Below are 14583 nucleotides of genomic sequence, written 5' to 3'. Positions count from 1 at the left end.
TTTACATATGAAATAGTATAACTTCCCAAAAGATTATATTATTTAGCAATAAACTTTCAGGCTACGCAGTAGTCATACTTACAAATTATCAATTATGAGAAGTGTAATCCTATTTCTTTTCTTTCAAGTATTTATTTTCAGTTCGTTTGCCCAACAGTTTGGACGTGATTTTTTTAATAATTTGACGTACGAATCTGCGCGAGAAAACTACAAAGCCAAATTGGAGAAAAACATTTTCAATGACCTCATATTTACGGATAATAAGAACAACACAATCACTTTTAATAATAAATTTTTGTCTAGAACAAATCCTTCAGTGCTTTCAAATTCTAAAGATCAAGAAATATTTTTTGAAGATCACATTACTTACTTTCGAAATGTAACCAATAGAACAGAAGAATTTGAAATTGACATATTTGACTCTTGGATATTCAAAACAAATGAGAATAATTACGAAGCGGAATTCAAAAAAGACATATTTAATGCTCGTATTTTTTCGGATAATAAAGGGAATCAATTGTCTTACGATGAAAAATATCTAGCAAAAATTCAAAATAACCCTTTTCGCAATAGTAAAGACCAGTATAAATTTTTTACAAATCTTATCGATAGACTGTCTTCGGAACAAAATTATAAGGTCGATTTTGAAGTAGACATTTTTAACAAAGTAATTGTTTCGGACAATAGAGGTTTTAAGCGAGAATCAAACGATGCGTATTACCTCTTGCCAGATTTTAATGTTGTTGAAGATACATCCTTAGATGAGGATATTCGAATTCGAAGAATTAGCAATACGGAATATATCTATCGCGATGGAAATGAATTCGCAAAACTATTTGAGAATAAAACAAAAAGATGGACTTATGAAGATTCGCTAGGCAATAGATTTCAATTTTCGCCATCGACATGGAGGGAATTTCTTCAGCATTATAAAAGCGAAGAAGAAATTTTGAGACACTTTATTTACGAATATCTGTTTTAGTACATAAAACTGAAAGGAGATTTGTGATTAGAATTTATACATAAATCTTACATCCAAATCAAATCATTCGATTGGTATTTACTAATTCTATAAAAAAGCTTCGCAAAATCGCATTATCCTCAAATTCTAAGTTATTAAAACATATTAATTCATTAACTTTACACGCATAAATTTGTATAAAACAATCAAAATGAGTGTAGATATCAATAAACTTGAACAGACTGCAACACAAGTAAGACGTGACATCGTACGTATGGTACACGGATGTCAATCAGGCCACCCAGGGGGATCATTAGGCTGTACAGACTATTTCGTAGCGTTATATTTTCATGCTATGAAACACGACCCATCATTCAATATGGATGGTGCTGGTGAAGATTTATTCTTTTTGTCAAATGGACACATCTCACCTGTATTTTACAGTACATTAGCTCGCGCTGGATATTTCCCAGTAAGTGAGTTGGCTACTTTCCGTAAGATCAATACACGTCTACAAGGTCACCCGACTACGCATGAAGGCTTACCTGGTATCCGTATTGCTTCGGGCTCATTAGGACAAGGTCTTTCGGTTGCTATTGGGGCAGCTCAAGCTAAAAAATTAAACAAAGACAATAGTCTTGTTTATGTATTGATGGGTGATGGTGAATTGCAAGAAGGTCAAGTTTGGGAAGCTGCGATGTATGCTCCTCACAACAAAATGGACAACATTATCGCTGCTGTAGATTATAATGGCGCTCAGATTGATGGTTCTACAGATCAAGTTTTGTCTTTAGGTAACTTGAGAGCAAAATGGGAAGCTTTCGGTTGGGATGTTTTAGATGTAGAAAAAGGTAACGATATGGCTGCGGTAGTAGCTGGTATCGAAGAAGCAAAATCACGTAGTGGAAAAGGTAAACCTGTTGTTATCTTATTGCATACAGCAATGGGTTCAGGAGTTGATTTCATGATGGGTACACACAAATGGCATGGCGTAGCTCCAAATGACGAGCAATTAGCTAGTGCTTTAAATCAATTACCAGAAACATTAGGCGATTATTAATAATAGATTTTAGATATGAGATGTTAGATATTAGATTATTTTCTAAATACTAACTACTAACATCTAAATACTACGACAAACATGAAAAAATATACTTTTACAGAATCTAAAGATACACGTTCAGGTTTCGGTGTTGGTTTACTGGAAGCCGGAAAAAAGAATGAAAATGTAGTAGCATTGTGTGCTGACTTGGTAGGCTCGTTGAAAATGGATGCTTTTATTAAAGAATTTCCAGAGCGTTTTTTCCAAATTGGTATCGCAGAAGCAAATATGATGGGTATTGCAGCTGGATTAACTATCGGCGGAAAAGTTCCTTTTACAGGTACTTTCGCTGAATTTTCTACAGCACGTGTATACGATCAAATCCGTCAATCTATCGCTTATTCGAACAAAAATGTTAAGATTGCTGCTTCGCACGCAGGTCTTACTTTGGGTGAGGATGGCGCGACGCACCAAACTTTAGAGGATATTGGTTTGATGAAAATGTTGCCAGGAATGGTTGTCATCAACCCTTGTGACTTCAATCAAACCAAAGCTGCGACTATTGCGGTAGCAGAATACGAAGGACCTGTTTACCTACGTTTCGGCCGACCAGTTGTACCTAACTTTACACCTGCAGATCAAACTTTCGAAATTGGTAAAGCTGTGATGCTAAATGAAGGTAAAGATGTAACAATCATCGCTACGGGTCACTTGGTATGGGAAGCTATCCAAGCAGGTGAAGAATTGGAAAAATTAGGCATCGATGCGGAGATTATCAACATCCATACAATCAAACCTTTGGACGCAGAAGCAATCTTAGCCTCAGTTAAGAAAACAGGCTGTGTCGTAACAGCTGAAGAGCACAACCGTCTAGGTGGTTTAGGTGATAGCGTAGCACAAGTTTTGGCTCAACATTTACCAACTCCACAAGAATATGTAGCTGTGGATGATAGCTTCGGCGAGTCAGGAACACCAGCACAATTGATGGAAAAATACGGTTTGAATGCCGCTAACATTGTTGCTGCAGCTCAAAAAGTTATTAGCAGAAAAAAATAATAAATGGAAGACGCGCAAATAATATCCATGTTTGCCGATGAAAGTTCGCGTGAAGCGGCTTTCAAACAATTGTTGAAGAAATATCAGCAAAAAATATATTGGCATGTCAGACGCATGGTCATCGATCATGACGATGCGGATGACGTGACCCAAGATATCTTTGTAAAGGTATGGCGTAATTTAGATAAGTTCAGAGAAGATTCTCAATTGTATACATGGTTGTACAGAATTGCAACGAATGAATGCATCACTTTTCTAAATAAGAAAAAGCAAAAAAACAATGTTTCCTTGGATGACGACAATTCATCGTATTTATCCGAAACATTAGCAGATGGCAGCTATTTCAACGGCGATAAAGCGCAGATGAAATTGCAACAAGCTTTACTTACATTACCAGAAAAGCAACGCTTGGTTTTCAATATGAAATATTTCGAAGATTTGAAATATGATGAAATTTCTAGTATTTTAGGGACTAGTGTTGGTGCATTAAAAGCATCATACCACCTAGCCGTCAAAAAAATAGAACATTTTTTTAATAGCCAAGATTAAACCTTCGGATATTAAAGACATCTATATAGGACTCATGAAGGAAAATAACACATATAACGAAGAATTAGGAGGCAAAAATCTACCAGATTCATTGCGTGTAAATCCTTTTGCCATTCCTACTAATTTCTTTGCGGAGCAAGAAAACCAAATTTTACATCAAATTATGCTTGAAAGTCTGCGTGATTTTAACGAAAATGATGAATCAAATGCTACAGAAGCGAAAGTTCCTGAAGGCTATTTTGATACATTAGAAAATAATATTTTCGCAAAAATTGCCGAACAAGATTTGAAGGATAAAGTAAGTGAAGAAGGTTTTATTGTACCAGATCAATATTTCGAACAATTCGGTCAAACTATCGAAGGGCGTTTAGCAGAAGAAAATTTAAAATCTTTCAGCCCAACTTTAGAATATCAAATTCCTGAAGATTATTTTGCGAAAGCAGAAGAAAGTATTTTCGCTAAAATCGCAGAGCAGAATCTTCGCGATACAATTGGGAATGATACAGGTTTTACGGTTCCTACGGAATATTTTACTCAAGCGACCGCAGAAATTGAAGACCGTATATTGATTGAAAAATGGTCAAAAGATTTAGGTAAAGAACATTTTGCTGTTCCAACTGGATATTTTGATCAGTTATCTGATAACATCCTTGCTAAAACCGTAGGTGATATACCAGAAAAAATTAAGGTAATTACATTGCCAAAACGTCCGATTTGGAAAAAATACGCAGCAGCAGCGGTGGCTATAATTGTTGGTAGTGGAGCTTATTTTGGTTTGCAAAACAGCAATTCAAATCCACAATTGCAACAGCAGGTGGCATCTTCAGATGTGAATTTGGAGAACATAAGTGACGAAGAAATTCTCGGTTATTTAGCTCAAGTTTCTGAAGGAGAAGATTTAATCCAATTGGCAGAGTTCGCGTCTGATGAGTATAATGATGACGAGAAAACACAATTAGATTCAAATATTGATGACGATGAAATTGAAGATTATTTAAATTACATGCTATAATGTTACATTTTAAATATACACTTACTACTATTTGTTTGCTTTTTATAACACACTTCTCTTTTGCGCAACGCAATTTTGAGGCTATTGAAAGCGAAAAGATAGCATATATTACAAAAGAATTGAAATTAACACCTGCAGAGGCTGAACGATTTTTTCCGATATACAATCAATACAATAAAGAGATGTGGGAATTAAAACGTGCTAAAAGAGGTGCTCAACGTACACCAGAAGGTGCAAATTCTTTAAATCCCGAAAAACGTGATGTAATTGCATATGATGTGAAAGAAGTTGAACTCAAAAAAGCCTATCGTGCTGACTTTGCAAAATTCATAGGACAAACTCGAGCTTCACAATTTTTTCAAGTCGAAGAAGATTTTTTCAACTTACTACGAAGTAAGATTCAAAATAGAAAAAAAGAATAAAGAACGAGGCTGTCTAAAAAAGGTTAAACAGCCTCTTTACTTATTTACACTTTCTTAAATTAGTGTTTCAAAATTTAATTTTTTGCATTTTTCATTACCAAATAAAATAGCTTTTTGCTAAAATCATATTTTAAATTTTTCATTTTATACTTTTTGGAAAGCCTCGTTTTTTTAAAATGTATTTACCAAGGTTTATAATTAGAATTAACAGGCTTGGTTAAATCAAATTTTACAGTAAATATTCTTTCCGATCCAATTCTTCTTAAATTATAGGTATATGTAGTACCATCCATGGTAATCCACCACACATTTTGACAAGCATAATCAATAAGTTCACAAGTTTCATTATCCGCTGGGAAAACTTGAATGTGCTTTGCTCCTTCATTAGGTGATGTGCCGCCATAGAACGTTACTTTATCTGGAGAACCATCTTCGTGTCTGTGATCATGTTTCAGGGTAATAACATTATTGGAATAATTTAAAATCCAAGTTCTAGATTTGTCTTCGCCGACATAGAATGGGAGTTTTACTTCACGATCTTCGTAAGACATTACTTGCATAAGCAATCGTTTTCCTGTAAAACCATCCCCCTCTTTTCCGCCTTCCACTATTTCACCTTCGAAATATTGTCCTTCAAATGGCTTGAACTGATCCAAAAAGATTTTAGAATTAGGTTTTTCTTGTGCTATAACAGCCTGATTAATAAAAAGAAATAATAAAATAAGATATTTCATAAGATAAATGAATAAATAATTTTGAATTTTCGAATATAGTTCAAAACTAAAACAATATACTATTGTGTATATCAAATGTTTTGCATACCTTTGCAACGCCTTAGGCAATAGTGCCTATTGTATAATTTATTTCATGAACCCATTTTTAGAACTGGGAATCCGTGAGGAAGTTGTTAAAGCCATCTCAGAAATAGGTTTCGAGAAACCTTCTGAAATTCAGGAAAAAGCCATTCCTGTTTTATTGACTGGTAGCGACGATTTTGTCGGATTAGCCCAAACCGGCACAGGTAAGACAGCGGCATTTGGTCTTCCATTATTAGAGCAATTAGACTTTTCTCAAAAACACCCACAAGCATTAATTTTGTGCCCTACACGTGAGTTGTGTTTACAAATCGCTAAAGATTTAGAAAAATTTGCTAAATACATCGATAACGTACATGTTGTTGCTGTATATGGAGGTGCAAATATCAGTGACCAACTACGTCAGATTAGACGCGGTGTGCAAATTGTAGTAGCGACCCCAGGTCGTATGTTAGATATCATTGGCAGAAATGCAATTGATTTTTCTAGCGTAAAATATGTTGTATTAGATGAAGCGGACGAAATGTTAAACATGGGTTTCCAAGAAGACATCAACAACATTTTATCAGAAACTCCTGAGGACAAAAAAACTTGGTTGTTTTCTGCAACTATGCCAAGAGAGGTACGTCGTATCGCTCAGAAGTATATGACTGATCCATTTGAATTAACTGTAGGTACAAAAAATACAGGTAATGCAAATATCGAACACCAATACTTCTTGGTAAAAGCGAGAGATAAATACGCAGCATTCAAACGTATCGTTGATTCTAATCCAGAAATCTTTGGTATCGTATTCTGTCGTACTAAAATCGAAACGCAAGAAATCGCTGAAGCATTAATCAAAGATGGTTATAATGCGGATGCTTTACACGGTGATTTATCACAACAACAACGCGATAAAGTAATGAAGCGTTACCGTGACCGTAGTTTACAAATGTTGATCGCAACAGACGTAGCTGCACGTGGTATCGATGTGAATGACGTGACACACGTTATTAACTTCTCATTACCTGATGAAATTGAAAACTACACACACCGTTCGGGTCGTACGGCTCGCGCTGGTAAAACTGGTATTTCAATCTCATTAATCAACATCAAAGAGCAAAGTAAAATCCGTCAACTTGAAAAAGTAATTGGTAAACCTTTTGTTAAAATGCAAGTACCTCAAGGTGCTGATGTTGTTGAAAAACAGTTATTGACTATCATAAACAAAGTTAATAATGTAGAGGTTAACGAAGATCAAATCAATCCATTCATGCCTGCTATTATGGAAGGTTTTGAATCTTTATCAAAAGAGGAGATTGTAAAAAGATTTGCATCATTAGAATTTAATAGATTCTTAGAATACTACAAAAATTCTCCGGACTTAAACATCGAAGCTCGCGAAATTAGTGGCGATAGACGTGAAAGAGATGATCGTGGACCTCGTCAGAGCTCTAAAGGTTACACTCGCTTGTTTATGAACTTAGGTTCTGTAGATGAGTTCAGCCGTGGAGATATGTTAGGATTTATTTGTAATACTGCAAATATTACTGGCAAGTCTATCGGTAAAATTGATTTGAAGGGTGTTTTCACATTTTTCGAAGTTCAAGACGAAGAAGTTAACAAAGTATTCGATGGTTTCAAAGGTGTAGATTACAACGGACGTCAAGTACGTATCGAAGTATCTGGCGCTAGCGAAGGTCGTTCGGATCGCGGAGATCGTGGTGGTCGTCCTTCAAGAGGCGGTGACCGTGGAGGAAGACCTCGTGGTGAGCGTAGTGGTGGTGGATTCGGCGGCGAAAGAAGAGATCGTGGCGGTGACCGTCGTGGTGGATTCGGTGGCGGCGAAAGAAGAGAGCGCAGCGGCGGAGATAATGGCGGATTCCGTGATTTCTCTGGCAAAAAACGCGAATCGAAAAGCAGATATTAATCTTAAGAATATTGCGTAAATTTGTAAGGCTACCTACTTTGGGTAGCCTTATTTTTTTGTGATATTGCTTATGAATAACGAGCCTACACGTGTATTTGACTTAGTCAACTACAGACAACACACTTACCCTATTTCCGCGATTTTTTCACACAAAGAAAATAACCACTGGAAAGAAATTTCAAACTTGGACTTTCAAAAAAAAGTCGATCAGATTTCAAAAGGTCTTATCGCACTAGGTGTACAACCCGATGATAAAATAGGTATCGTAAGTGAAAATCGAATTGAATGGTCTTTAATAGACTTCGCAACACAACAAATTGGCGCTGTGGTTGTCGCACTTTATCCAAACATTTCGGACAACGACTATTCATATATATTCAATCATGCCGAAATCAAGCTTGCAATAATAAGTTCTAAGACTTTATATGAACGTATAAATGAACTTAGACCGAGCATACCACAATTGCAACATACTTTTATTTTGGATGAAGGATCTTTATATCCCAATTGGGACATGATACCCCAAACAGGAAAAGTAATTTCTGATAAGGAACTTGCTGCACGTAAATCCGCGATCGAAAATGAAGATATTGCCACGATCATTTACACCAGTGGTACCACTGGTAGTCCCAAAGGTGTCATGCTAACACACAAGAATCTTTTAGCGGATATGATGAGTAGTGAATATTCCTTTCCAGTAACTGCATACGATCGTGCCTTATCGTTTCTTCCTGTCTGCCATGCCTATGAACGCTTGTTTCATTACGTCTATATGTACAAAGGCTTGACGATTTATTATGCACAATCGATGGAAACAATCGGTGCTGATATGAAGGAAGTCAAACCACATATTTTCTCTGCTGTACCTCGTGTATTGGAAAAAGTGTTTGACAAAATTATGGCTACTGGTAATTCGCTCACTGGAATAAAACATAAACTCTTCTTTTGGGCTATTGGCTTAGGTGAAAAATATGATTTAGATAATTCTAAAAGAACATGGGGTTATAATTTGCAACTTGCTATCGCACGTAAATTAATTTTTTCAAAATGGCAAGAAGCTTTGGGTGGCGAGATAAAGGGTATTGCGACAGGTTCAGCAGCATTACAAGAGCGTTTGATAAGATTGTATATGGCTGCAGGCATTATGATTTACGAAGGATATGGACTCACAGAAGGTGGCCCTTGCCTTTCGGTTAATGATTTCAAACGCGGAATGAAAATCGGAACTGTTGGCTTACCACTAATCAATATCGAAATCAAATTAGCCGAAGATGGTGAAATTCTTGCCAAAGGAGACAATGTGATGTTGGGCTATTACAAAGATCCACAAGCGACACAGGAAGTTATTAAAGACGGTTGGTTGTATACAGGTGATATTGGACAATGGGTGGATGGTAAGTTCCTAAAAATCATCGATCGCAAGAAAGAAATGTTTAAAACTTCTGGTGGCAAATATGTAGTTCCTCAGGCTATAGAATCCAAAATGGTCGAATCGCCATATATCGAACAATTTATGGTAATTGGCGATGGCGAAAAATTCCCCGCTGCCTTTGTCGTTCCTTCCTATACAAACTTATTGGAATGGGCGAAAGTTAACGCTCCTGAATTATCTAAATTAGCGCAGGAAAATTTTATTCTGAATGATAAAATTAAACATAAGATTACGCAAGAGATTGACAAAGTCAATTCAGCATTCGGACAATGGGAGCAAATCAAAAAATTCGCTATCATTCCAAATGAATTCACCATTGAAGGTGGTGAATTGACACCTACTTTGAAGATGAAACGCAAGAAAATTATTGAGAAATATCTAGTAAATTATAAGGAAATTTATTCTTAAAGGATAGCCTTCACAATCGTGAAGGCTATATTTTTAAATCTTATTTTCCGATTTTAGATGATTAGTTTTTGGATTTTCCTTCGAAAACCTTTGAATGAGTTTATAGGTATTCGGAATCATAGTCTCCAAGCGTTTTAAAGTCTCGGCAGAAATATTCTTTCGATCAAAAGGGACAGACTTCACGTATTCTTGAATTTCGCCTTGAGTTCTACCGTATTTATAATCGTATGTAAATCGTCCCGCGCTATCCAACTTAACATTTGAATTTGTCAAATTTGGAACAGAAATATAAAATTCTGACTGCTGTAATAATGGTTGTTTACTTGCATTAAATAACTTCTTAGTCTCTAAAGCCGAATATAGCTCCTGAGCTACATACACGGAAGGATCAATTATGTGCAACTTCTCTCCTATCAAATGCTTGTAATTATATCTTCCATCACCTCCCCTATAACTCCTTAATTCCTCAAAGACTTTAATAATTTCTTTGATTAAATATGGATAATGTGTACAGCCTAAAATAATAGCTTTTAAAGGTTGTGGGTCTTTCGATTTTCGCATTTGCTCCAATAAAGAAACAAGATGATATCGCACATAATTTTCTGCATCATTAAGCTGAATTATCGAACATTCGTCTATATTTTTATTATCGCATAATAAACTGTTTCCTTCATTTTTGAAATTATAAACATCTAACAACGCTTTATCAATCGTATAATTTGGATTTTCGAAGGAAGGTCCACGATAAGCATCTTGCGGGACATTAGTATTTTTTCGAATAAAATCAGGTTCTTCATCCACCGCCTCAGCCAAACCGTAACCTCCTTGATTAAAAATCTGAATATTTCCACTGAAATTACCTTCCGCAATTTGTTGTTTTAAAGTACGCTCATATCCTCTGGAAGCAATAGTACCGACTGTCGCAAAAACAGCTATTGCACAATTTTCGGTTTTATCAAAGAAAGAAAGCGTTCCACGTGTAGCTGCGTTTATCACGCCAATAATTGGGATATCCAAGTTTGTTTTTTTCACAAAGGATAGACCATCTTCATAACCGTAAGCCGTAGCTGTATTGCACGCGATTACAATAGCTTTGACTTGTTCCTTATTCGATAAATAAGATGTGCTTGTACCAGATTGGTAATATTTATTCCCTAACAGAAATTGGAAATCCTTAATAATATGTTCTTTCAATAGATCATCTTTACCTGTTGCATTGTAATTGCCATACGGCATGTTGGCTTGATCTGCGAGATAGATAAATTTTTCAGATGAAAAATCAGAAGCTCCATCCGCACCTCGTTCCTTAGAAATATTGTTATGCTGATCAAAATTCACTAAGGCGTCCAGCACAGTCAATCCACCAGTTCCTGAATCAAAAACGCCTATCGGCAATTGATGTAAAGGCCGGGAATAATTAGAGAAATCGATATAATAGAAACTGCTACTATCAGCCAAAATACTATCCTCAATTTTTGACTTTTCTTGTGTAAAAGAAGTTTGGACATTCAAGCATAAACACGCAAGAAGTGATATACCTGCAAAAGATTTATTCATTTTTCATTAGGTTGATTGCGCTAATTTAATAGTTTTTTAGAGCAAACCTTTACAAACCTGCATTATTTTTAATGGGAAAAATGATGTTAATGAAAATATGAATATTTATAGCTTCACAAATCTTCTTTTCAATTGCAATCTTCGTGATTTTCGTAGGCGGGAGTGTTTAACGGGGTAATGTCTATCTTTTGTGATATTATTGAAAATTAAAGCAATCACCAATAAAATCAAAGCCCCTGAAAGAACAGGCGATAGCACATACATATACCCCATCTCAGCAATCTTGGTTCCACCAGATACCGCTATCAAAGCTGTAGCTCCTCCTGGAGGATGCAAACATCGAGCAACCTGCATCGCAACTATCGAAAGTGCAACAGCAGTTGGTGCTGTGAGCCATATGATATCAGGAAAAACTTTCGCTACAGTCACTCCAACAATTGCCGAAATAACATGACCAGCCACCAAATTTCTTGGCTGCGCCAAAGGACTGTACACTGCACCATAAATCAATACAGAAGAAGCTCCAAAAGAACCGATGAGAAATAGATTTTCTAACTGTGGAAGTTGAAGGGATTGCAAATAAGCAATAATTCCAATCCCTATAAAAGCACCGACAAAAGACCAGAAATGGTCTTTAAAATCGACTAATGTTTCTTTATAAACTACGTATTTATATACTCTTAGTTGTCTTCGTAGTTTTTGCTTTAGCATTTTTATTTATTATTTCGTTGGCGAATAGCCTCATAGATCACCACACCTGCTGAAACAGAGACATTCAATGAACCTATCTCACCAAACATCGGAATCTTTGCCAATTTATCCGAAATACGAATCAAATCATCAGATACACCGACATCTTCAGCCCCCATAATGATACAAGTAGGTCCTGAATAATCTACGTCATACACAGAATCCTTCGTTTTTTCGGTACTCACTACCAATTGTACTCCCGAATCAATTAAAAAACGCCCTGTTTTCCCTAAGGAATCTTGACGACAAACTGGAATCTTATAAAGAGCACCTGCTGAAGTTTTAATTGCATCAGGATTGATTTCTGCCGAACCTTTTTTCGGAACAATAATCGCGTGTACACCTGCACATTCTGCCGTACGTGCAATAGCACCCATATTTCGAACATCTGTGACTCCATCCAACATCAACAACAATGGCGTTTCACCTTTCTCATATATCTCAGGAAGAATATCTTCAATGTTATTGTAAATAATAGGTGAAATAACGGCGATTACACCTTGATGATTTTTGCGCGTAATCCGATTCAATTTCTCAACTGGTACTTGTTGGTAACCAATGTTATTTTCCTTGATTAATGCTTTCAATTCCAACAGTAAACTACCGCTCAATCCACGTTGGATAAAAAGAGATTCTATCTCTTTACCACTATCGATGGCTTCGATGACAGCACGAATACCAAAAACCATTTGATTACTTTCTCGTTGTTCGCCGCGATCACGACGTTGGAAACTGTTTTGCATTATTGTAAATTATAAGTAATGAGATAAGTAGCTTAATAACTATTTACCAAAATTTTGTACAAAGATAAGAAAGAGAAATTTAGCTAAGACCTAAATTGAATGTTTTTCGCAAAGTTTCCAAAGATGGATTCTTTTGCACCATCACCTGATACTTTTCTTGGGAAGTATAAGCTTTACGGATAACAGACTTTTCAAGTTGATGTGTCGTAATATCCAAGGAAAAGTTTTTAAGTTCTACCCTTAAGTAATTAAGAATATCAATTTTTCCTTCTTTAAGCTGTTCACTTTGCACCATATTTTCCACATCGATCTCGATAATATTCCCATTCAGACGCGGCTCGTTGGCCGTCATAATGGTATACAACGTAATACGATTTTCAGCTTTTAGCTTTTCTGCCAAAGTATTCCATTTACTGATAAGTGAATTGAAAGTAACTTCATGAAACTCGTTACCTTGTACTAAATCGGATTCTTCGGATTCATCTGTTGTTTTTTCTTCAAAAACTGTAGTCAAACTCGGCACCGCAACAGAAGGTTTGAAACTTCCCCATCCTTTCCCTGAAGAAAATGATTTTTTCTCTGGCTCAGATGCCTTAACAGGACTTGGAATAGGAGATTTTACAGGAGCTGGCGCACTAGTTGCTGAAGATGTATTAGATGCTACTTGAGGAGTTTGCGGTGTAGAAGCCACAGCTGATTTTACTGACTCAGGGAGTTTTTTTTTTAGTTCCACTTGCGTAGCTGATATCCCATTCACTCCTAACTTGATAGCGGAGGACAAATGGCACATCTTTAGTAAAGCCAGTTCGATTTGTAAACGTTGATTTTTGCTCGTGCGATAAGATATTTCGCATTGATTCGCAATGTTCAATGCAGAAAGCAACAATCCCGAACTTAATGCAGAAGATTGCTCAAAATATTTTTTCTTAATATTCTCACTTACATCCAAAAGCTTTAACGTACGTGGTTCTTTTGTTACCAAAAGATTGCGAATATGATTCGACAACCCAGCAATAAAATGCCCACCATCAAAACCTTTGTTCAACACATTATCAAAAATTAACAACGTATCTGCCGCGTCTTCTTGCGCGATAGCTTGCATCAATTTGAAATAATAATCGTAATCAAGAATATTTAAATTATCAATTACAGCTTGATAAGTCAAATTGCGATTCGAAAAGCTCACAATTTGGTCAAACATCGATAAAGCATCACGAAGACCGCCATCTGCCTTTTGTGCAATCACATGTAAGCCATCCGCCTCATAAGTCACCTCTTCTTTTGCCGCAATATTTGCCAGATGATTGGCCATATCCTCTACTTTGATTCGATTAAAATCAAAGATTTGGCATCGCGAAAGAATTGTCGGAAGTATCTTGTGCTTTTCTGTAGTAGCTAGAATGAAAATAGCATACGAAGGTGGCTCTTCTAATGTTTTCAGGAAAGCATTAAAAGCGGCTTGAGATAGCATATGCACCTCATCGATGATGTAAATTTTATATTTGCCCGTCTGCGGTGGAATGCGTACCTGCTCAATCAAGCTTCGTATATCATCCACAGAATTGTTGGAGGCAGCATCTAATTCGTGAATACTAAATGAAGCACCATTTTGGAAAGAATTACAACTCTCACAAGTGCCACAAGCTTCCGTATTTTCAGAAATCTGTTCGCAATTGATGGTTTTTGCCAAAATACGTGCACAAGTCGTTTTACCAACACCTCTTGGTCCACAAAAAAGGAAAGCTTGCGCTAACTGATTGTTGTGAATAGCATTTTTAAGGGTGTTCGTAATATGAGATTGACCAACGACAGAATCGAAGGTAACGGGACGATATTTACGTGCAGAAACAATGAAATTATCCATCATCACAAAGATAGCTAATTTGACTTGGCATATCAAATTATTAAACGTGCTTATATCCCT

The 14583-nt window shown here is 36.3% G+C and carries 13 protein-coding genes; 8 read left to right on the top strand and 5 right to left on the bottom strand.

Annotated elements, in window-relative coordinates; genetic code table 11:
* Window positions 1-94 precede the first annotated feature (94 nt).
* The 6 genes from FLS47_RS17350 (at window position 95) to FLS47_RS17325 (ending at window position 5042) form a co-directional block, all read left to right on the top strand.
* The gene (locus FLS47_RS17350) at window positions 95-982 is read left to right on the top strand and encodes a hypothetical protein (protein ID WP_149915584.1); all 888 of its coding nucleotides are present in this window, start codon (window positions 95-97) and stop codon (window positions 980-982) included.
* A 190-nt stretch (window positions 983-1172) separates the two neighbouring features.
* Window positions 1173-2021, top strand: a complete 849-nt coding sequence (locus FLS47_RS17345; RefSeq protein WP_149915583.1) for a transketolase — start codon at window positions 1173-1175, stop codon at window positions 2019-2021.
* A gap of 81 nt (window positions 2022-2102) precedes the next feature.
* Window positions 2103-3059: a transketolase family protein gene (locus FLS47_RS17340; protein ID WP_149915582.1), complete on the top strand. Its 957-nt coding sequence runs from the start codon at window positions 2103-2105 to the stop codon at window positions 3057-3059.
* Window positions 3060-3062: 3 nt separating this feature from the next.
* On the top strand, window positions 3063-3608 hold the full coding sequence (locus FLS47_RS17335; protein ID WP_149915581.1) for an RNA polymerase sigma factor: 546 nt from the start codon (window positions 3063-3065) through the stop codon (window positions 3606-3608).
* A 34-nt stretch (window positions 3609-3642) separates the two neighbouring features.
* A complete protein-coding gene (locus FLS47_RS17330; protein ID WP_149915580.1) occupies window positions 3643-4620 on the top strand; it encodes a hypothetical protein in 978 nt (325 codons plus the stop codon).
* A complete protein-coding gene (locus FLS47_RS17325; RefSeq protein ID WP_149915579.1) occupies window positions 4620-5042 on the top strand; it encodes a hypothetical protein in 423 nt (140 codons plus the stop codon). The genes FLS47_RS17330 and FLS47_RS17325 overlap by 1 nt, the downstream gene beginning before the upstream one ends.
* Window positions 5043-5224: 182 nt before the next feature.
* On the opposite strand, the gene FLS47_RS17320 is transcribed toward FLS47_RS17325, so the two are convergent.
* Complete coding sequence (locus tag FLS47_RS17320) at window positions 5225-5776, bottom strand: hypothetical protein (protein ID WP_149915578.1); 552 nt, start codon at window positions 5774-5776, stop codon at window positions 5225-5227.
* 133 nt (window positions 5777-5909) lie between these two features.
* Between FLS47_RS17320 and FLS47_RS17315 the strand changes: the two genes are divergently transcribed.
* Window positions 5910-7769 (top strand): DEAD/DEAH box helicase, encoded by a 1860-nt coding sequence (locus tag FLS47_RS17315; protein ID WP_149915577.1) that lies wholly within the window; start codon window positions 5910-5912, stop codon window positions 7767-7769.
* A 70-nt stretch (window positions 7770-7839) separates the two neighbouring features.
* Window positions 7840-9609, top strand: coding sequence for an AMP-dependent synthetase/ligase (locus FLS47_RS17310; protein ID WP_149915576.1), 1770 nt, complete (start codon window positions 7840-7842; stop codon window positions 9607-9609).
* A gap of 33 nt (window positions 9610-9642) precedes the next feature.
* Here the strand turns inward: FLS47_RS17310 and FLS47_RS17305 are convergent, their stop codons facing one another.
* The 4 genes from FLS47_RS17305 to FLS47_RS17290 form a co-directional block, all read right to left on the bottom strand.
* Window positions 9643-11166 (bottom strand): glutamate racemase, encoded by a 1524-nt coding sequence (locus FLS47_RS17305; RefSeq protein WP_149915575.1) that lies wholly within the window; start codon window positions 11164-11166, stop codon window positions 9643-9645.
* A 105-nt stretch (window positions 11167-11271) separates the two neighbouring features.
* Window positions 11272-11877, bottom strand: a complete 606-nt coding sequence (locus tag FLS47_RS17300; protein WP_149915574.1) for an HPP family protein — start codon at window positions 11875-11877, stop codon at window positions 11272-11274.
* A gap of 2 nt (window positions 11878-11879) precedes the next feature.
* Window positions 11880-12659, bottom strand: a complete 780-nt coding sequence (gene rlmB / locus FLS47_RS17295) for a 23S rRNA (guanosine(2251)-2'-O)-methyltransferase RlmB (protein WP_149915573.1) — start codon at window positions 12657-12659, stop codon at window positions 11880-11882.
* A 79-nt stretch (window positions 12660-12738) separates the two neighbouring features.
* Complete coding sequence (locus tag FLS47_RS17290) at window positions 12739-14523, bottom strand: DNA polymerase III subunit gamma/tau (RefSeq protein WP_149915628.1); 1785 nt, start codon at window positions 14521-14523, stop codon at window positions 12739-12741.
* Between the last annotated feature and the right edge of the window lie 60 nt (window positions 14524-14583).

Origin of the sequence: Sphingobacterium cavernae (assembly GCF_008520265.1) — a bacterium.
Taxonomy (GTDB): Bacteria; Bacteroidota; Bacteroidia; order Sphingobacteriales; family Sphingobacteriaceae; genus Sphingobacterium; species Sphingobacterium cavernae.
Note: the sequence above shows the minus strand (reverse complement) of the source record. Positions and strands in the feature narration are given on the sequence as shown.

Bases quoted from the DNA above. Each gene is read 5' to 3' on its own strand.
- FLS47_RS17350 (WP_149915584.1), top strand. From the start codon at position 95: ATGAGAAGTGTAATCCTATTTCTTTTCTTTCAAGTATTTATTTTCAGT.
- FLS47_RS17345 (WP_149915583.1), top strand. From the start codon at position 1,173: ATGAGTGTAGATATCAATAAACTTGAACAGACTGCAACACAAGTAAGA.
- FLS47_RS17340 (WP_149915582.1), top strand. From the start codon at position 2,103: ATGAAAAAATATACTTTTACAGAATCTAAAGATACACGTTCAGGTTTC.
- FLS47_RS17335 (WP_149915581.1), top strand. From the start codon at position 3,063: ATGGAAGACGCGCAAATAATATCCATGTTTGCCGATGAAAGTTCGCGT.
- FLS47_RS17330 (WP_149915580.1), top strand. From the start codon at position 3,643: ATGAAGGAAAATAACACATATAACGAAGAATTAGGAGGCAAAAATCTA.
- FLS47_RS17325 (WP_149915579.1), top strand. From the start codon at position 4,620: ATGTTACATTTTAAATATACACTTACTACTATTTGTTTGCTTTTTATA.
- FLS47_RS17320 (WP_149915578.1), bottom strand. From the start codon at position 5,776: ATGAAATATCTTATTTTATTATTTCTTTTTATTAATCAGGCTGTTATA.
- FLS47_RS17315 (WP_149915577.1), top strand. From the start codon at position 5,910: ATGAACCCATTTTTAGAACTGGGAATCCGTGAGGAAGTTGTTAAAGCC.
- FLS47_RS17310 (WP_149915576.1), top strand. From the start codon at position 7,840: ATGAATAACGAGCCTACACGTGTATTTGACTTAGTCAACTACAGACAA.
- FLS47_RS17305 (WP_149915575.1), bottom strand. From the start codon at position 11,166: ATGAATAAATCTTTTGCAGGTATATCACTTCTTGCGTGTTTATGCTTG.
- FLS47_RS17300 (WP_149915574.1), bottom strand. From the start codon at position 11,877: ATGCTAAAGCAAAAACTACGAAGACAACTAAGAGTATATAAATACGTA.
- rlmB (WP_149915573.1), bottom strand. From the start codon at position 12,659: ATGCAAAACAGTTTCCAACGTCGTGATCGCGGCGAACAACGAGAAAGT.
- FLS47_RS17290 (WP_149915628.1), bottom strand. From the start codon at position 14,523: ATGGATAATTTCATTGTTTCTGCACGTAAATATCGTCCCGTTACCTTC.